Source organism: Microbacterium sp. Leaf161 (assembly GCF_001423645.1).
In the GTDB taxonomy this organism is placed as follows: Bacteria; Actinomycetota; Actinomycetes; order Actinomycetales; family Microbacteriaceae; genus Microbacterium; species Microbacterium forte.
Map to the genome: position 1 here is coordinate 504,115 of NZ_LMOW01000001.1, position 16,250 is coordinate 520,364.

Annotated in this window: 18 protein-coding genes; 5 read left to right on the forward strand and 13 right to left on the reverse strand. The window is 68.0% G+C overall.

The genetic code is table 11. The annotated features are described in order from the left end of the window. Positions 1–35: 35 nt before the first annotated feature. Positions 36–1,244, reverse strand: coding sequence for a sugar ABC transporter substrate-binding protein (locus ASF87_RS02500; protein WP_042538694.1), 1,209 nt, complete (start codon positions 1,242–1,244; stop codon positions 36–38). Positions 1,245–1,431: 187 nt separating this feature from the next. Between ASF87_RS02500 and ASF87_RS02505 the strand changes: the two genes are divergently transcribed. Both ASF87_RS02505 and ASF87_RS02510 read left to right on the forward strand, forming a co-directional pair. Further along, positions 1,432–1,920 (forward strand): YajQ family cyclic di-GMP-binding protein, encoded by a 489-nt coding sequence (locus ASF87_RS02505; RefSeq protein WP_042538692.1) that lies wholly within the window; start codon positions 1,432–1,434, stop codon positions 1,918–1,920. Positions 1,921–2,358: 438 nt separating this feature from the next. Further along, the gene (locus tag ASF87_RS02510; protein WP_228385561.1) at positions 2,359–2,994 is read left to right on the forward strand and encodes a GntR family transcriptional regulator; all 636 of its coding nucleotides are present in this window, start codon (positions 2,359–2,361) and stop codon (positions 2,992–2,994) included. A gap of 19 nt (positions 2,995–3,013) precedes the next feature. Here the strand turns inward: ASF87_RS02510 and ASF87_RS02515 are convergent, their stop codons facing one another. From ASF87_RS02515 to ASF87_RS02540, 6 genes are all read right to left on the reverse strand, one after another. After that, positions 3,014–4,021 carry an alpha/beta hydrolase gene (locus ASF87_RS02515; RefSeq protein WP_056373899.1) on the reverse strand — a complete coding sequence of 336 codons (1,008 nt, stop codon included), beginning with the start codon at positions 4,019–4,021 and terminating at the stop codon, positions 3,014–3,016. Between the two features lie 28 nt (positions 4,022–4,049). Beyond that, the gene (locus tag ASF87_RS02520) at positions 4,050–5,093 is read right to left on the reverse strand and encodes a hypothetical protein (RefSeq protein WP_056373901.1); all 1,044 of its coding nucleotides are present in this window, start codon (positions 5,091–5,093) and stop codon (positions 4,050–4,052) included. Positions 5,094–5,155: 62 nt separating this feature from the next. Further along, positions 5,156–6,550: an FAD-dependent oxidoreductase gene (locus tag ASF87_RS02525; protein WP_056373903.1), complete on the reverse strand. Its 1,395-nt coding sequence runs from the start codon at positions 6,548–6,550 to the stop codon at positions 5,156–5,158. Between the two features lie 59 nt (positions 6,551–6,609). Next, entirely contained in the window at positions 6,610–7,671 is a 1,062-nt protein-coding gene (locus tag ASF87_RS02530) for a polyprenyl synthetase family protein (protein WP_042538684.1), read from the reverse strand. Between the two features lie 45 nt (positions 7,672–7,716). Then, on the reverse strand, positions 7,717–8,436 hold the full coding sequence (locus ASF87_RS02535) for a class I SAM-dependent methyltransferase (RefSeq protein WP_042538682.1): 720 nt from the start codon (positions 8,434–8,436) through the stop codon (positions 7,717–7,719). Next, the gene (locus ASF87_RS02540) at positions 8,433–8,996 is read right to left on the reverse strand and encodes a hypothetical protein (protein ID WP_056373905.1); all 564 of its coding nucleotides are present in this window, start codon (positions 8,994–8,996) and stop codon (positions 8,433–8,435) included. Before ASF87_RS02540 ends, ASF87_RS02535 begins: the two co-directional genes overlap by 4 nt. 62 nt (positions 8,997–9,058) lie before the next feature. Between ASF87_RS02540 and ASF87_RS02545 the strand changes: the two genes are divergently transcribed. After that, the gene (locus ASF87_RS02545; RefSeq protein WP_056373907.1) at positions 9,059–10,318 is read left to right on the forward strand and encodes an isochorismate synthase; all 1,260 of its coding nucleotides are present in this window, start codon (positions 9,059–9,061) and stop codon (positions 10,316–10,318) included. 22 nt (positions 10,319–10,340) lie between these two features. On the opposite strand, the gene ASF87_RS02550 is transcribed toward ASF87_RS02545, so the two are convergent. From ASF87_RS02550 to ASF87_RS02560, 3 genes are read right to left on the reverse strand one after another with little or no spacing between them, the layout of a single operon-like run. Next, positions 10,341–11,183, reverse strand: a complete 843-nt coding sequence (locus tag ASF87_RS02550; protein ID WP_056373908.1) for a polyphosphate kinase 2 family protein — start codon at positions 11,181–11,183, stop codon at positions 10,341–10,343. 43 nt (positions 11,184–11,226) lie between these two features. Continuing rightward, on the reverse strand, positions 11,227–12,891 hold the full coding sequence (menD, locus tag ASF87_RS02555; protein ID WP_056373911.1) for a 2-succinyl-5-enolpyruvyl-6-hydroxy-3-cyclohexene-1-carboxylic-acid synthase: 1,665 nt from the start codon (positions 12,889–12,891) through the stop codon (positions 11,227–11,229). After that, positions 12,888–13,256, reverse strand: a complete 369-nt coding sequence (locus ASF87_RS02560) for a PLD nuclease N-terminal domain-containing protein (protein WP_042538672.1) — start codon at positions 13,254–13,256, stop codon at positions 12,888–12,890. Before ASF87_RS02560 ends, menD begins: the two co-directional genes overlap by 4 nt. A gap of 88 nt (positions 13,257–13,344) precedes the next feature. Between ASF87_RS02560 and ASF87_RS02565 the strand changes: the two genes are divergently transcribed. Further along, positions 13,345–13,758, forward strand: coding sequence for a hypothetical protein (locus ASF87_RS02565; RefSeq protein WP_235558848.1), 414 nt, complete (start codon positions 13,345–13,347; stop codon positions 13,756–13,758). 87 nt (positions 13,759–13,845) lie between these two features. Beyond that, the gene (locus ASF87_RS02570; RefSeq protein WP_056373912.1) at positions 13,846–14,499 is read left to right on the forward strand and encodes a DsbA family protein; all 654 of its coding nucleotides are present in this window, start codon (positions 13,846–13,848) and stop codon (positions 14,497–14,499) included. 14 nt (positions 14,500–14,513) lie between these two features. Here the strand turns inward: ASF87_RS02570 and ASF87_RS02575 are convergent, their stop codons facing one another. From ASF87_RS02575 to ASF87_RS02585, 3 genes are all read right to left on the reverse strand, one after another. Beyond that, positions 14,514–15,044 carry an RNA polymerase sigma factor gene (locus ASF87_RS02575; RefSeq protein WP_056373914.1) on the reverse strand — a complete coding sequence of 177 codons (531 nt, stop codon included), beginning with the start codon at positions 15,042–15,044 and terminating at the stop codon, positions 14,514–14,516. Continuing rightward, positions 15,041–15,658 carry a hypothetical protein gene (locus tag ASF87_RS02580; RefSeq protein ID WP_056373916.1) on the reverse strand — a complete coding sequence of 206 codons (618 nt, stop codon included), beginning with the start codon at positions 15,656–15,658 and terminating at the stop codon, positions 15,041–15,043. The genes ASF87_RS02575 and ASF87_RS02580 overlap by 4 nt, the downstream gene beginning before the upstream one ends. A gap of 158 nt (positions 15,659–15,816) precedes the next feature. Continuing rightward, complete coding sequence (locus tag ASF87_RS02585; protein ID WP_042538666.1) at positions 15,817–16,218, reverse strand: MerR family transcriptional regulator; 402 nt, start codon at positions 16,216–16,218, stop codon at positions 15,817–15,819. Positions 16,219–16,250 lie beyond the last annotated feature (32 nt).

Below are 16,250 nucleotides of genomic sequence, written 5' to 3' on the forward strand. Positions count from 1 at the left end.
GAGGTCCGCCCCGGCAGGGATGGTGCTGGGTGTCGTTACTTGATTGCTGCGGTCACGTCGTCGACGAGCTTCTGCCACGTCGTCGTCGGGTCGGAGCCGTTGATGATGGCAGCCTCTGCGACGCCCCAGAACTCCCACACGGAGCCCATGGCGGGGATGGCCGGCATCGGTACCGCGTCCTCACCGACGGCCTGGAAGCCGGCGATGATCGGGTCGGATGCTGCGGAGTCGGCTGCGGCCGTCAGCGCGGGCAGGACGTTTCCTGCCTTGAACAGCTCGAGCTGCACCTCTTCGGTGCCGATGTAGTTCACGAGGAAGTCGTTCGCGGCGACCTTGTTCTTCGACTCGGAGCTCACGAAGAATCCCTTGACGCCGGCGAACGGCGAGGCGGTCTCGCCCGTGGGGCTCGGGATCGGGTCGATCGCGACGTTGATGCCGGCGTCGGTCGCGGCGCCGACGTTCCACGGCCCGGTCAGCCAGAAGGCCGCGGTGCCGTCGAGGAACTGCTGCTTGGCGATCTCACCGTCGATGTCGGTGTTCAAGGTGCCCGCTGCGCCCTGAGCGGCGAGCCAGTCGGCGAAGGCGAAGCCGCCCTCGCTGCCGAGCTGGAGGTCGCTCGAGTCGTAGCTCCCCGAGTCGTCGGTGCCGAAGACCGGGGCGCCGAATGCCGTCTGGAACGGGTACAGGTGGTACGGGTTGCCCTCGGTGCCCTGCTCGACCACGAACGTGCCCTTCGAGACCATGTCGTCGAAGCTCGTGGCGGCGGCGGGGACCATGTCGGCGTTGCGCAGCACGGCGATGTTCTCGACCGCGTAGGGAAGCATGTAGACGGTGCCGTCGTAGGTCGCAGCCTGAAGTGCGACGGGCAGGTAGTCGGCCGACGAGTCGCCGAGCTCGAGCGGAGCGACGACACCGTTCGTGGACAGCTCGCCGAGCCAGTCGTGCGCTCCCATGACGACGTCGGGGCCCTTGCCGGTCGGCACCTGCTGGATGAAGTCGTCCTTCATGTCGTCGACGGACTTGCCCACGAGTTCGACCTTGACCCCGGTCTTCTCCTCGTAAGAGTCGGCGGCGCTCTGCAGCGCGTCGACACGCTCGGCGTCGACCCAGACGGTCAGCGATCCGCTGCTCTCGCCCTCGGCCGAGTCGCCGCCATCGGTCGCGGTCGAGCAACCGGCAAGCGTAAGAGTCGAAACGATCGCGATGACGCCGGCGGCGACGATGCCCCTCTTGTTCACCTTCATTGGTGTGTGCCTCTCTGAAGTGCTGTGGCCTGCAGGACTGCAAGCGCTTACAGTATGCATCGAGATCGGCAGGAATCGCAATGCAAGAAGCCTTCGATATCAAGCTGTAACCGCGGAATGTCGGCTGAGGCGTGATGGAAGCGCTTCCAAGCGAGCATGAAAACGACGGTGTCGATACACTTTGCTTATGGCTGACAGTTCCTTTGACATCGTCTCGAAAGTGGATCACCAGGAGGCCGAGAACGCCCTGAACCAGGCACGCAAGGAGATCGAGCAGCGCTACGACTTCAAGGGCACCGGCTCGTCCATCGCCTGGAGCGGCGAGCAGATCCTGATCATCGCCGGCACCGAAGAGCGTGCGAAGGCCGTTCTCGACGTCTTCCAGTCCAAGCTCATCAAGCGAGGCATCTCGCTCAAGAGCCTCGAGTCGGGCGACCCGTTCGCGAGCGGCAAGGAGTTCCGCATCGTCTCGACCCTCAAGGACGGCATCTCGTCGGAGAACGCGAAGAAGATCAACAAGATCATCCGCGACGAGGGCCCCAAGGGTGTGAAGAGCCAGATCCAGGGCGACGAGCTGCGAGTGCAGTCCAAGAGCCGTGACGACCTGCAGTCCGTGATCTCCCTGCTCAAGGGCTCGGACCTCGATCTCGACCTGCAGTTCATCAACTACCGCTGACCTCGCAGATCTCAGGGGGACGGATGCCGAGGCATCCGTCCCCCTTCTCTATGCCCGCCGATCGCATTCCGATATATGGGCCGAAGTGCCCGAGACTGGATGCAGTCGCGTCCCGAATGCGACAGACGATGCGGCGATGCATGACGCGCTGCCGAACCACGGCTCCGCGCTTCGCGGATCGCGGTTCCCGCCTTGTGGGGACTGGGCGCAGTACAGCTCCGTGCACGCCATCGTCTGTGGCCGGCGGGTGTCCCACACCCGTCGGCCACAGAAAATCACCCGTACTGAATCCCGCGACGACGCACCGAGGACGAGCCCCGACATGCTCGTCCGAAAACTCGTCTGTGGATTATTGGCATCGCGATCCACTTCGTGATGTAGTGGCCGTCCGGGCACATCATGGGGAGCCCGGATCTGGAAAGCAACTGGGGGCAGTCCATGAACACCAACAGCTCGATGACGAGTGTCAGAGAAAGCAAGCAGCTCTTAGCAGAGGAGGTTTTTCAGCACATCGGCGCGCAGATCGTGGACGGTGTGCTGGAGCCGGGGTATCGCATCCGCGATGTCGATGTCGCCGAAGAACTGCATGTGTCGCGGACTCCGGTGCGAGAGGCGTTACAGCGCCTCGAGCGTCTCGGGCTCGTGACGATGTACCCGAGCAGATACACCGAGGTCACGGCGGTCACACCCGAGACCGTCGAGCAGACGCTCGAGTTCGCGGGTTACCAGGCGGGGATTGCGGCTCGAATGGGCGTCGCGCGGATGAGCCAGGAAGAACGCGAGAGCCTCGCCGAACTCGTCGAGCAGATGTACACAGCGCTCGATGACGACGTGCACATCTCCAACACGAGGTGGGCGGTGTTCTCGTTTCTGAGCACGCGCAGCCGGAACGCACAGCATCAGGTGCTGATCAACGATGCGAGCATGGCGCTGTTCCGCAACCTCCGCGGCTGGAGCGTTCCCGAGAACGACCGGGAGCGCATGCTCCAGGTCTATCGGGACTTCCACGACGCGGTGCTGCGCGGCGATGCCGATGACGCAGAGCGTCAGGCCCGACTGATGCACTACGTCTGACCGCTGCGTCTGATCGCTGTCAGCGCGCGGCAGTCCAGCCTCTGACCCACCGGTCGAGGCGACGATACGCTTCTTCTCTCGCCTCATGGCGAGAGAGGAAGACGTCGTGCAGGGCACCGTCGATGCGCTCGACGGTGACAGACGGACCGAGCTTGAGCGCCGCCCGCGCGATGTCGTCGACGACCAAGACCGAGTCTGCTCGGGTGAGGTCTTCGGACCATCGTGTGGGCGTCGCCGAGCGTGCGGAGAGCAGCACGCACACGGCGGCGTCGATCGTCAGTCCTGCCGCGACCTTGGCGTGTCCGGAGAGGATCGCGTGGAACCATCCCGCGTGCACGGCCATCGTCTGCGCGGGTCGCCACATGAGGTTCACCTCGACAGGATCCTCGGGGTCGGCGACCTCCTGCTGCGCCCGGGTGTAGAACCCGAGATCGACCTGCGGGGCGACCTCGCGGGGAGCCCACCGCGCTTGCAGCTCTGCGACGGGAGCGATCAGCGGGCGGGCCGATGCGACCTGGAACTCGAGCCACGGACTGTTCAGGATCACGGCATCCGCTGTCTCGGGGTGCCGCGATGCCCACAGGCTCAGCGTGAGCCCGCCCGTGGAATGTCCGAGAAGCACCAGACGCCGCGTGGATGCGGTCGTCTCGGGGCTGCGGCCCATCGCGTGCAGCGCCGCGGCGATGTCTTCGTCGTACGCGCCGAGGTCGGTGATGTACCCGGGCGTCTGACCATCGCGCAGACTGCGTCCGTACTTGCGCAGGTCAAGAGCGAAGAAGCGCGCACCTCGCGCGGTCCAGAAGCGAGCGAGTCTCTTCTGGAAGAAGTAGTCCGACCAGCCGTGCACGTAGAGCACGTCGACGTCATCGAGCGGAAGACGATGCCCCCGCATGCGATTCCACCACGGCTGCTCCCGCGGCAGGGCTCGCACGAGAGTGGCGACCAACGGCCCCTCGTCGTCCTCACCGAGTTCGAGCGTGAGCTGCTCGAATTCGTCGCCGAGAACGTCCGGTATCCACTCAGGCATGCCGCCAGGCTAGCCGACGGCGTGCGGGCTACTCGGGAGCGGTGTGTCCGACCGTGAAGTTGCGCACGACCTTCACTGCCAGAGGAGCCGGGTCGGCGGCACCGGACCCGTTGTCGTAGGTCATCAGTCGGATCCAGTCGAGGCCGACGCGCACGTCGAGGATCTTCTCGCCGTTCTGGCCCTCACTGGCCTTGGCGGCATCGGCGCCCTCGACCTCGACGGGGTCGCCATCGAGCTTCTCGAACGCCCACGCTCCCGCGGGAAGCGTCGTGAGCATCAGATAGCTCGATCCCTCGTACTCGCTTCCGGCCGACTTGACGTAGCAGATGCGGGAGCCGTTGACGACCTCGTACACCTCAGCAGGGATCCCCCAGCCGCCGAAGTCCGTGAAGAGAGCCGCGTCCGAGACTCCGAATGCGGCGTCCACCTGCTCCGGCGTCACGAAGCGCTCGCACGGAGCACCGACGATGTCGCTGTCGACGTACTCGACCTCGCGCGTGCTCGACGCCGCCGACGCCGCGATCCCCCGCAGCGCCTCTTCGATCGGAGAGGTGTCGTCCGCGCCGAGATCGGGGTCGACGACGGTGGCCGACAGCAGCACGTCTCCGTCTGGCAGCTCGAACCCGCAGCGTCCGTTCTCACAGCTCGCCGCTTCGCCCCAGAAACCCTGACGCTCGGTCGCACCGGCGATCACCGCCTTCGCATCCGGGACGATCGTGACCTCCCAGTTGCGCTCCGCATCGCCTGCCGAGCAGGCGATTCCGCCGGCCCGCTGGAACATGTGCTGCGCCGGACCGGGAAGCCAGCTCATCGCCGACACTGTTGAGAGCATCGGCTCGACGGGTGTCGACGGCTCGCCCACGAGCTCCGCCATCGTCGCGGCGACATCGTCGCACGTCACGTCGAACGCCGTTTCCGGCTCGACGATCGGCGCCGGTGTCGGTGTCGGCGTCTGAGACGGCGACTCAGACGCCGAAGCCGAGGGCTTCGGCTCGGCGGCCGGCTCGACGGTGCACCCTGAGACGAGCAGCAGGGCAGCAGTGCCGAAGACGATCAGAGAGCGCAGTCGCATGCACTCAGCCTAAGGATGCCGGCTCTCCGACACGCGAGGTGCCGACAACGATCCGGTGTCGGTCACTCTCCGCGAGAGACGCGCACCATCTCGTCACGCGGCACGACCTTGACGCGGGCACGCTCCTGCGGCGCGCCGAGGGCGACCTCGTGCTCGTCGAGTCGATGCCAGCCCTCGAGGTCGGTCCACTTGACGCCGCGTTCCTGCAGCAGCGCGGGGATCGCCTCTTCTGAAGGATCCTCCGGGTGCCACCACGACCCCTGGTCGTTGATGATGTGCCGCACGGTCTCCATGGCATCCGACTTCGTGTGGCCGATGAGCCCGACCGGTCCGCGCTTGATCCAGCCGGTGGCGTAGATGCCGGTCATCTGCTGGTTCGAGTCCTTGGCGAGCACCTGGCCCTCGCGGTTGGGGATCACGCCGTGCTTCTTGTCGAAGGGCACGCCGGGGAGCGGTGAGCCGAAGTATCCGATCGCGCGGTAGAGCGCCTGCAGCGGCACTTCGCGCATCTCACCCGTGCCCACTGCACCGCCCTGTCCGTCGGGCTTCGTGCGCTCGTAGACGAGGGCCGCCACGCGGCCGGCTTCGTCCTTGCGGACCTCGACCGGGCGGGCCCAGAAGTGCAGGTGCAGGCGACGGGATGCCGTTCCCCCTGCGTTGTTCGCATCGCCTCTGGCGTCATTGACCGACGGGCGCTTGCGCCACGACTGCAGGATGCGGTCGATGACCATGACCTGCTTGTTGCTGGCCACTGCGTCCTTCGACGCCTCGTCGTAGTCGAAGTCCTCGTCGTACACGACCATGTCGACATCGCGCAGCTCGCCGAGCTCACGCAGCTCGAGCGGAGTGAACTTGACCTGCGCGGGGCCACGGCGACCGAACACGTGCACGTCGGTGACCGCACTCGCCTTCAGCCCCTCGTAGACGTTCTCGGGGACCTCGGTGACCAGCAGGTCTTCCGCGTGCTTCGCCAGCATGCGGGCGACGTCGAGAGCGACGTTGCCGTTGCCCAGCACGCCGACCGACGCGGCATCCAGCGGCCATTCGCGCGGCACGTCGGGGTGTCCGTCGAACCAGCTCACGTAGTCGGCCGCGCCGTAGGCGCCGACCGCATCGATGCCGGGGATGTCGAGGGTGGTGTCTCGGATCGCGCCCGTGGCGAAGATCACCGCGTTGTAGTGGTTCTTCAGATCATCGAGCGTGATGTCCTCGCCGAAGCGCACGTTGCCGAACAGACGGATGTCGCCGCGGTCGAGCACATCGCGGAGCGCGTTGACGATGCCCTTGATGCGGGGGTGGTCGGGGGCCACTCCGTAGCGGACCAGGCCGTAGGGTGCCGGAAGCTGCTCGAAGAGATCGATGGAGACGTCGAACTTGCGCTCGGCCTTCAGCAGGATGTCGGCGGCATAGATGCCGGCGGGGCCCGCTCCGACGATGGCCAGTCTGAGCTTGGTCATAAAGGGGTCCTTTCGTATGCCGTCACGCCCGACGCACGCGGCCGACGGCCGCGACGCGGTCAGCTGGAGCGTTCGACGAGGGTCTCTGCGAAACGGGTGAGCGCATCGCGCACGGTGCCGCGCGGAAGCGCGGTGAGCGCATCGATCGCATCCCGGGTCCAGGAATGCGCGAGCGCGAGGGTCTTCTGAGTGCCGACGTGGTCTCGGAGCTCGGTGAGCGGGCCGTCGAGGATCCCGGGGTCCTCGCCCTCGGCGATGCGGGTGACCCCGTCGTCGATGCGGGCGGCGAGGTCGATCGACGCGTCGTCGGTCTCTGCCTTCAGCAGCAGGTACGGCATCGTCGGAACGCCGGCGCGCAGGTCGGTTCCCGGCACCTTGCCCGTGTCCTCGGGCTTGGCCGACAGGTCGATCACGTCGTCGAGCAGCTGGAAGGCGACGCCGATCTTCTCGCCGTACACACGCAGCGGCTCTTCGTATTCCGAGGGTGCGTTCGAGAAGATCACGCCGCCCTGGGTCGCCGCGGCGATCAGGGAACCGGTCTTGTCGGCGAGCACCTGGAGGTAGAACTCGATGGGGTCGTCTCCGGGCTGCGCACCGAGAGTCTCGTGCATCTGGCCGAGGACCAGCCGCTCGAAGGTGTCGGCCTGCAGGCGGATGGCGCGCTCGCCCAGACGCGACATCAGCTGGCTCGCGCGGGAGAAGAGGATGTCGCCCGTGAGGATCGCGATGTTGTTGCCCCACACCGCGTGAGCGGCGGGGACGCCACGTCGGCGGTCGGCACCGTCCATGACATCGTCGTGGTACAGCGAGCCGAGGTGCGTGATCTCCAGAGCCTTCGCGACGTCGATCACCTGCTCGGTGTTGCCGTCGCCCAGCTGAGCCGCCAGCAGCGTCAGCACGGGGCGGATGCGCTTGCCCCCCGCCTCGTAGAGGTAGCGGCTCGCGGCGTCGGCCAGCGGGTCGGCGACGCGCACATCGTCTGCGAGACCGGTCTCGACACGCTCGAGACCGTCTTCGATCGCCTGAGCGATGCGTCGACCGGCAGTGCCGATGAAGACACGGTCGCTGAAACCGAGACGGCTCGCCAGTCGCGAACCCGGGGCTACGCGGCTCGAAGTCACGGTCTCAGCCTACCGTCGTCAGCCGTGCGGGTTCGCGCGTCGTACTCACGCGGCCTTGAACGCCCGGTGCAGTGCGACGATCCCGAACGAGAGGTTGCGGTACTCGACCTCGGTCCACCCCGCCTCGCGGATCCACGCAGCGAGCTTCTTCTGATCCGGCCAGTCGCGGATCGACTCGTTCAGGTAGTCGTACGCGTCGCCGTTCGTGCCGGCGATGCGGGCCACCCGAGGCAGCACCTGCGAGTTGTAGAAACGGTACCCGGCACGGAACAGGGTGCCGGGCGGGGTCGAGAACTCGTTGATCACGAGGCGACCGCCCGGCTTCGTCACCCGCAGCAGTTCGCGGAGCGCCTTCTTCGGATCGTTGACGTTGCGGAGGGCGTACGACATGGTGACGGCGTCGAACTCACCGTCCTCGAAGGGCAGATCGGTGGCATCCGCCTGCACGAACGAGAGATTGCGGATGCTGCCGTGGCGCCGCTTGCCCTCGGCGAGCATGCCGGGTGAGAAGTCGGCGGCGACGACCTGCGCTCCGCTGCGGGCGAGGGATGCCGACGACGACGCGGTGCCTGCACCGAGGTCGAGGATCTTCTCCCCGGGCTTCGGGGCGACCGCCCTGGTCGTGGCTGCGCGCCAGAGGGCGTCGTTGCCGACCGTCATCGCCGTGTTCGTGCGGTCGTAGCCCGCGGCGACCTGGTCGAACATGCCGCTGACGCGGGCCGGGTCCTTGCCGAGATCGGCGCGGTTTGCTTCGTTCGAGGTCACGTGCCCAGTCTAGGCGCGAGGTGCAGGGCATCGAGGCGATCGAGCCAGAGATCCGGAGTCGCATCGTCGAACGGAGCGGTCTGATCGCGCACGCGCTGCTCGAGGTCGAGCGCGAGGGCCTCGAGCCGGGTGATGATCTCGGCGGGATATCCGTACTGCACGATGTGCTCGGCCCACTCGTCGCGGTCGTCGACCCAGATGCCCCGCGGCCCATCGACCCTCACGACGTCGAGGTCCATATCGATGCCGACCGCCAGCAGCGGGTCGTCCGACCAGCGCACATCCCATCCGATGTCGATGTAGACGCGCATGCCCTTCGGATGATCGCGATTCACGGTCAGGGCGAAGTCGGGCTGTCGCGGCACCAGCGTCACGTTGGGGGTCTCTGCGATGTAGGCCGCACCCGGTCGAGCGCTGGGCCAGCCGGCCGGCTGGCCCATCCAGTCGCCCCACTCGTCTGCACCGAGATACACGCACTCGTGCCGCCAATGCGGCGAGCCGTCCCATTTGCGCCACTGGAAGATCATCTCGGTGCCGGGGGCGGGGCGGGCGTCGCTCATGCACTCAGCGTAGGCGGGGTCACTCACATCCCGGTCGACGAGCGACGAACTAGGCTGGAGGGGTGAGCAGCAGGCTGGTCGTGGAGACCCGAGAGATCGATCCGGTCGAGGATCTCCTGGCCTACGCCGACCCGTCGCGGCCCCTCGCCTGGCTGCGCCGCGGTGACGGCATCGTCGCCGTGGGAGACGGCGTGGTCGAGACGATCCGCATTCCCGCAGGCGCTGCGTCCATGCGCTCGGCCGCCATCGCCGCCGCCTGGCGAGACCTGGCGAAGGATGCCGATATCGACGACGGCCTCCGGCTTCCCGGCTCGGGGCTCGTCGCGTTCGGTGCGCTGACCTTCGACGAGGACTCCGCCGCCGACAGCGTCCTCGTCGTGCCTGCGCTCGTGATCGGCCGACACCACGGACGCACGTGGCTCACCCGCATCCGCTCGGCGTCGAACTCCGCTGTCGAACCGCAGCCCGATGCGTCGACGATCGGCTACGGCCCCCACTGGGCCGGCACGGTCGGGCCGGGGGCACAGAGCCCGCAGGGCTACCAGGACTCGGTCCGCCAGGCGCTCGACCGCATCGCCGGTGGCGCGCTCAGCAAGGTCGTGCTCGCTCGCGACCTCACCGGCAGCATCCCCGCCGGATCCGACCTGCGCCGACTCGTGCGCGCGCTGTCGACCGGATACCCCGACACATGGGCCTTCGCGGTCGACGGGCTGATCGGCGCGAGCCCCGAGACGCTCGTCACCGTGCGGCAGCGCACCGTCACCGCCCGCGTGCTGGCCGGAACCATCGGCCGAGGAGCAGATGCGGACGCCGACACCGCGGCATCCGCTCACCTGGCCTCGAGCACCAAGGATCTCGACGAGCACGAATATGCGGTGCAGAGCGTGCTCGCCTCGCTGCGCCCGCACACGCGCGCGCTGGCCGCGAGCGAGCAGCCTTTCCTGCTCAAGCTGCCGAACCTCTTCCACCTGGCGACCGATGTCGAGGGCGAGCTGGCCGACGGCGGCTCGTCGCTCGATCTGGTCGGCGCCCTGCATCCGACGGCCGCTGTGGCAGGAACCCCCACATCCGCTGCGATCGCGGCGATCCGCGAACTCGAGCCGTTCGACCGCGGTCGCTATGCCGGCCCGGTCGGGTGGGTCGACGGAGCCGGCAACGGCGAGTGGGCCATCGCGCTGCGCTGCGCGCAGTTCACCCCGGCCGAGACCGACATCGCCGTCACCGCCTATGCGGGCGCGGGAATCGTCGCCGGCTCGGACCCCGAGTCGGAGCTGCTCGAGACCCGCGTCAAGTTCCGTCCGCTGGTCGACGCCCTCGCCTGAGCGACGCCCGCTCGTCACCCGGTCAGCTCGCTGCGAGACGCTTCTTCTCGGCCTCGACGTCGAAGTCGGCCGCCGGCCACTGCGGATCGATCTGCTGCAGAGCGTCGAGCAGCAGCTCCTGCACGGCGAGGCGGGCGAACCACTTATGGTCGGCCGGGATCACATGCCAGGGCGCCGCAGCGGTCGAGGTGCGCTCGAACGCCGTCTGATAGGCCGCCATGTAGTCGTCCCAGAGCAGTCGCTCGTCGACGTCGCCCGGGTTGTACTTCCAGTGCTTGTCGGCCCGCTCGAGCCGTTCCATCAGTCTCGACTTCTGCTCGTCGCGAGAGATGTGCAGCATGACCTTGATGATGCGGGTGCCGGAGGCCGCGACCTCGGCCTCGAACTCGTTGATCGCGTCGTACCGCCGTTCGATCTCGTCGGCCGGGGCCAGCGACCGCACCCGACCGATGAGCACGTCCTCATAGTGCGAGCGGTCGAAGACCCCGATGAACCCGGGCTCCGGCAGCCGCTTGGCGACACGCCACAGGAAGTCGTGCGCGAGCTCCTCCTCCGTCGGCGCCTTGAACGCCGTGAGCGCGACACCCTGCGGGTCGACGCCGCCGACGACGTGCCGCACGATGCCTCCCTTGCCCGCCGAGTCCATCGCCTGCAGGATCAGCAGCACCGAGTCCTTCGCGACTCCGACGCGACTCTCTGCGAACAACCGCTCCTGCAGCTGATTGAGCTCGTCGAGACCGGACGCGAGATCGCGCTTGCCGTCGGCCTTCGCGCCGCTGTACCCGAGCGTGCTCTGCGGATCGACGTCGGAGAGACGGAATCCGTCGCCGACCTGAAGGGTCTTCGCCCACTCGTGCGCTGTCATGCGTTCATCCTGCCACTGCGGACGCCCGCCGCGGCGAACCGGATCAGCGCGTGAGCGGCACCTCGATCAGCTGACGACCACCGGCCGGAGCGGTGAGGGCCTGATCGAGCGCGGTGCGGGTCGTGACGCGCTGATACTCCCACCCGTATGCGAGGGCCAGCTGCTCGAGACGCACCGTGTGCGGCGTGTAGAACGCTCTGTCGAGATCGGCGCGAGCCGCGGTGCCCGCGACCTCCAGGCCGTCGAAGATCGTGCCGCCGCCGTCGTTGCCCACGATGACCTGAATGCGCGGTTCGTGCTCATCCGGCGGCAGCAGCAGCGCTCCGACGTCGTGCAGGAAGGCGAGGTCGCCGAGCAGCACGCGGGTGACCCCCGGGGCTCCCCCGGCCTGACTCGCGAGAGCGATGCCCGTGGCAGTCGCGATCGTGCCGTCGATCCCCGCGAGTCCGCGGTTGGCGTGCACCGGAACCTTCTTGCCGCCGAGCACCGAGTCGGCCACCCTGACGAGGCGCGAAGAGCCGAAGACGAGCCGGTCGTGCGGCCAGGTCGCCCGCCAGACGGCGTCGGCGAGGAGTTCGCGATCGAGCGGGCGGCGCACGGCAGCCAGCTCGGCCTTCACGGCATCGCGTCGAGCGGACGGATCGGTGGAGGTGAGACCGTCCTGATCAGGGGCGCGCTCGCTGAGGTCGACGGCGTGCGCGGCGGATGCCGTGAGCCAGGCCCCGAGCCACTCGCGATCGGCCGGGCCGGAGGCGACCGCGACGGATGCCGCAGGCGTCGTGCGCCCGTTGAGGTCGAGGGCCTCACCACCGCGGTGGACGGCGATCACCTCGACGTCGGCACGCGACAGCAGGCGGGCCACCTCGCGGCTGAGAGTCGGATGCCCGAGCACTATGGCGCGCTCGATCCGGCCACCCAACTCGTCGTCGCTCAGCAGCGCTCGGTAGCCGTGCACGACCTGACGTCCGAAGCGGGCGCCGCTGACGATCTCGGCGATCAGCGGCCAGGATCCGGAATGCGCGACCTCTTCGGCATCCGGCCCGGCATCGGCACCCGCGATCACGACCGTACGCGGCCCGCGCTCGAGCACGAGCGGCTCTGCGGCGACCGGCCTCGGAGCCTCGCCCGGTGCGATGTCGACAGCGGGAACGTCGCCCGACAGCGGCTCGCGTGAGGGCAGATTCAGGTGCACGGGGCCTGAGACTCCCGGGAGGCCGTGCCCGGCATCGGCCCCCATCGCGGCCGCGACGGCTCGCACCGCCAGACCTGACCAGTCGCCGTCACCGGGAACAGGTGCGTCGATCTGCTCGCGCACCCAGGAGGCGAACATGCCCGGTTGGATCGTCGCCTGGTTGGCTCCGACTCCGCGGAGCTCGGGCGGGCGGTCGGCGGTCAGCAGCAGCAGCGGCACACCGGAATGGAACGCCTCCATCGCCGCGGGGAGGAGATTCGCGGCGGCCGTTCCCGAGGTGCAGAGCACCGCGGCGGGAACGCCGGTCTCACGCGAGAGGCCCAGCGCCGTGAACCCTGCGACGCGCTCATCGATGCGCACATGCAGGCGCAGGTGCCCCTGGTTCGCGGCGTGCACTGCGGCGAGCGCGAGCGACTGAGATCGAGAGCCCGGCGAGAGCACGAGATCGCGGACGCCGTGGCCGATGAGGTCGGCGATCAGGGATGCCGCGGCATCCGTCGCCGGCGATGCGGTCACGGACGTGTGTCCGGCGCGGTGCCGTCCGGTGCGGTGCCGTCGTCGGTCTCGTCCTCGAGCTTCGCCAGCTCCTCTTCGAGGCGGCGGATGCGCGCATCCTGCTCGCTCTTGCTGATGCTGCGGAGGAACTGGGGATCGTCGTCGGGGGCGATGATGCGGATCGCTCCGCCGTTGTCGTTGGCGCGGCGTCGGCCGAGCGTGAACCAGAGGATCCCGCCGATGACCGGGATGAAGACGACGATCGCGATCCACGCGGCCTTGGGCACGCCCCGGTGACGCGTCGGCGGCTGCACTGCGCAGTCGACGATGCTGAACACCCAGAAGATGGCGGCCAGGAAGCCACCCACGATCAACAGTCTCGCCACCCCTCCAGTGTAGGCGGGTCTGCGGGACGTGGACCTGCGGGGCGCCGTCGAGCGGGCGCCGATGCCCGATTGTTAGACTGCGCGCACCATGCATGCCCCGTCGATGCGACTGCGACACCAGGGCGTCGAGCGGATGCTGATCCTCCGGGTCGCTCTCGCGCTCGGCCTCGCCCTGGTGCTCGTGATCGGCGCCTGGTCGACGTCGCATGGCAAGGCCGATGCGCACGCGACGCTGTGCCTCGCGCCCGGTGCGAGCGTCGCGTCGACCGCCGTGCACCACGACCACACGAGTGTGGTGGAGACTGCTCCGTCGGACGCCGGGATCGTCATCGTCGCTGCGCTCTGCTGCTTCCTGCTCGTGCTGCTGTCGCTGCGGTCCGCCAGGGGCACGACGCTTCTTCACCGTGGCACCTCCCTGCGCGCATCGGCGCCCAGTCGTGCTGGCCCTCGCCGGCATGTGCCCGCGCTCACCCTCACGCAGCTCTCGCTCTCCCGCACCTGAATCAGGCACGTCGTTCATCGGCGACCCCCGGCCGCGCTCTCGTCGCGGCCTCATCACCCTGCCTGATCCGCACCGTTGGAGATCCCCATGAAGACCCCTGTCAAGGCGACCCTCATCGCCATCGCCGTCGCGATCGTCCTCGCGATCGTCGGCATCGTCTATGCCATGTCGCAGCAGGCCGCTGATCCGGCTCCGCCCGAGGGTGAGAAGCTGCAGACCGTCCGCACCGACTCGCACGTGCTCGACGACGGAGGGGCCGGTGCCGTCACGGTCGTCGAGTTCCTCGACTTCGAGTGCGAGGCGTGCGCCGCGTTCTACCCGATCGTCGAAGACCTGCGCGAGCAGTATTCCGGCGAGATCACCTACGTCGTCCGCTACTTCCCGCTGCCGGGGCATATCAACTCGACGCAGGCCGCTCTCGCCGCCGAGGCTGCGGCCGAGCAGGACCGCTTCGAGGACATGTACCACCGGCTGTTCGAGACGCAGGCACAGTGGGGCGAGCAGTCTGAGGAGACTCCGGAGGTGTTCCGCGCACTCGCCGTCGACCTCGGACTAGACATGGCCGCCTACGACGCGGCGGTCGCCGACCCGGCGACGCTCGAACGCGTGCAGGCGGACAAGAGCGACGGCGAGCGGCTCGGAGTGCGCAGCACGCCCAGCTTCTTCATCGACGGCGAACCCGTCGTGCTGGAGGCGTGGGGCGACCTCAAGGCGGCGATCGAGGAGGCGGTGAACGGCTGAATGGGCGGGACCGCTCAGCTCGCTCCTCGACTCGGAGCGGGCGATTCGTGCTGCGACAACACGCTCACGAGGCGATGACGAGCAGCCTGGTATCGACCCCGCGCGGTGGACGCGGGAATGCCGATGATCTGAGCAGCTTCCACGAGCGAGAACCCCTCCCAATGGACGAGCCCGATGAGGTCACGATGCTCGGCAGGAAGGCGGCGCACAGCATCCCTCACGTCGATCGCCTCCGCGTCGTCATGGGTGGAGGGGTGTGCGAGCAGGTGCCCGCGCAATCGGTCAGCGAGCCTCCACCGTCGCAACGACGACCGCTGCGCGTTCGCCAGGGTCAGCCGCGCGATGCCGAACAGCCACATCCGTGCTTCTGTGTGCTCGGTCGGCATCGCATCGCTTCTGCGCCATGCCGTGAACATCGTCTCGGACAGCAGGTCGGCGGCTTCGCCGTCATCCGCTCGCCGTTCGAAGTAGGCCAGAAGGTCGGCGGAGTTGTCGGTGATGATCTTCACGGCATCCGGGGCTTCGGACTCCCGCGCCCTACTCACTTCTCTCCCCCGCTGCACATCGCCTGGCCGCGCATCGATGCCATGTTCTCAGGCGCTTCAGGGTCGAAGCCTCTCTCCAGGAGCTCCGCATCGACGACCTCCATCACCGCTCGGGAGACAGCTCCCTGAGCGATCATGTCCTCGACCGTGTGGAGGTCGGACGTTCCTTCGTCCACCCACTGCTGAGCGAGATCCACGTATGCGGGATCGCTCTCGAGACGATGCCGCCACTCCTCGATGTCTGCTGCTGCGACGACATCCATCTCAGCGAAGATCCCGTGCACGGCGGCTCTGACTTCGGGGTTCTCGGCCGTGATGTCTCCGACGCGCTCCTCGCATTCGATCCCGCTGGGAAGGACATACGTGAACACTCCGTCGGGGGTCGTGGCCCAGGGCTCCCAGAGTCCGTTCGCCGCCGCAGCCGTGCCCCCGAGCAGCACGATTCCCAGCGCTCCTGCCGCTGCGAGCCTCATCGGTCTGCGCACGATGCCGCGAGCAGCTTTCGACTTGGTCGCTACGGTGAGACCGGTCAGCTCCTCCTCCAATGCGGCCGTCCGCGGTGTCAGCGACGATCCCGCCACTCTCAAGAGACGGTCAAGTTCGTCGTCTGTCATCTCAGGCATCGTGTCCCCGATTCTCTCCATGCCTATACATGTGCGGCACAGCCCCAAACGTCCACGCTCGCTTCGAGTTCACCGCGGCGTCCTGTCTCACGGCTCGGAGATGCCGGCTCGCCCGCCGCGGACGGGATCGTCACGATCCGCGCGAGCGATCAGAGCAGGCCGCGGGCGACGAGGGCCTCCTGATACCCCGCGGCCTTGTCGTGGATCACCTGTCGACAGGCGATCAGCGACTCGATCTGCGCATCGAGTGAGCGTTCGTGTGCACGCAGCAGGGCGAGTCGCTCGGCCTCATTGCCGCTGCCCGCTCGCACGAGGGCGGCGTATTCGCGCAGCAGCGCGATCGGCGCTCCGGACTCGCGGAGCCGCCCCAGCAGGGCGAGCCATGCGAGCGAATCATGGGCGTACACGCGCCGCCCGCCGGAGGTGCGGGGCACATCACGAGGGAACAGCCCCTCGGCCTCGTACCAGCGCAGGGTGTGCACGCTCACGCCCGCCAGGCGCGCGAGTTCGCCGATGCTGAACGTGCGCGTCGTGTCGACCACATCAACCACGAGGACTCCTCCTTGACTTCGAGTGCACTCTA

Excerpts from the sequence above, each read along its gene's own strand:
- ASF87_RS02500 (WP_042538694.1), bottom strand. The coding sequence starts at position 1,244 with ATGAAGGTGAACAAGAGGGGCATCGTCGCCGCCGGCGTCATCGCGATC.
- ASF87_RS02505 (WP_042538692.1), top strand. The coding sequence starts at position 1,432 with ATGGCTGACAGTTCCTTTGACATCGTCTCGAAAGTGGATCACCAGGAG.
- ASF87_RS02510 (WP_228385561.1), top strand. The coding sequence starts at position 2,359 with ATGAACACCAACAGCTCGATGACGAGTGTCAGAGAAAGCAAGCAGCTC.
- ASF87_RS02515 (WP_056373899.1), bottom strand. The coding sequence starts at position 4,021 with ATGCCTGAGTGGATACCGGACGTTCTCGGCGACGAATTCGAGCAGCTC.
- ASF87_RS02520 (WP_056373901.1), bottom strand. The coding sequence starts at position 5,093 with ATGCGACTGCGCTCTCTGATCGTCTTCGGCACTGCTGCCCTGCTGCTC.
- ASF87_RS02525 (WP_056373903.1), bottom strand. The coding sequence starts at position 6,550 with ATGACCAAGCTCAGACTGGCCATCGTCGGAGCGGGCCCCGCCGGCATC.
- ASF87_RS02540 (WP_056373905.1), bottom strand. The coding sequence starts at position 8,996 with ATGAGCGACGCCCGCCCCGCCCCCGGCACCGAGATGATCTTCCAGTGG.
- ASF87_RS02550 (WP_056373908.1), bottom strand. The coding sequence starts at position 11,183 with ATGACAGCGCACGAGTGGGCGAAGACCCTTCAGGTCGGCGACGGATTC.
- ASF87_RS02565 (WP_235558848.1), top strand. The coding sequence starts at position 13,345 with ATGCATGCCCCGTCGATGCGACTGCGACACCAGGGCGTCGAGCGGATG.
- ASF87_RS02570 (WP_056373912.1), top strand. The coding sequence starts at position 13,846 with ATGAAGACCCCTGTCAAGGCGACCCTCATCGCCATCGCCGTCGCGATC.
- ASF87_RS02580 (WP_056373916.1), bottom strand. The coding sequence starts at position 15,658 with ATGACAGACGACGAACTTGACCGTCTCTTGAGAGTGGCGGGATCGTCG.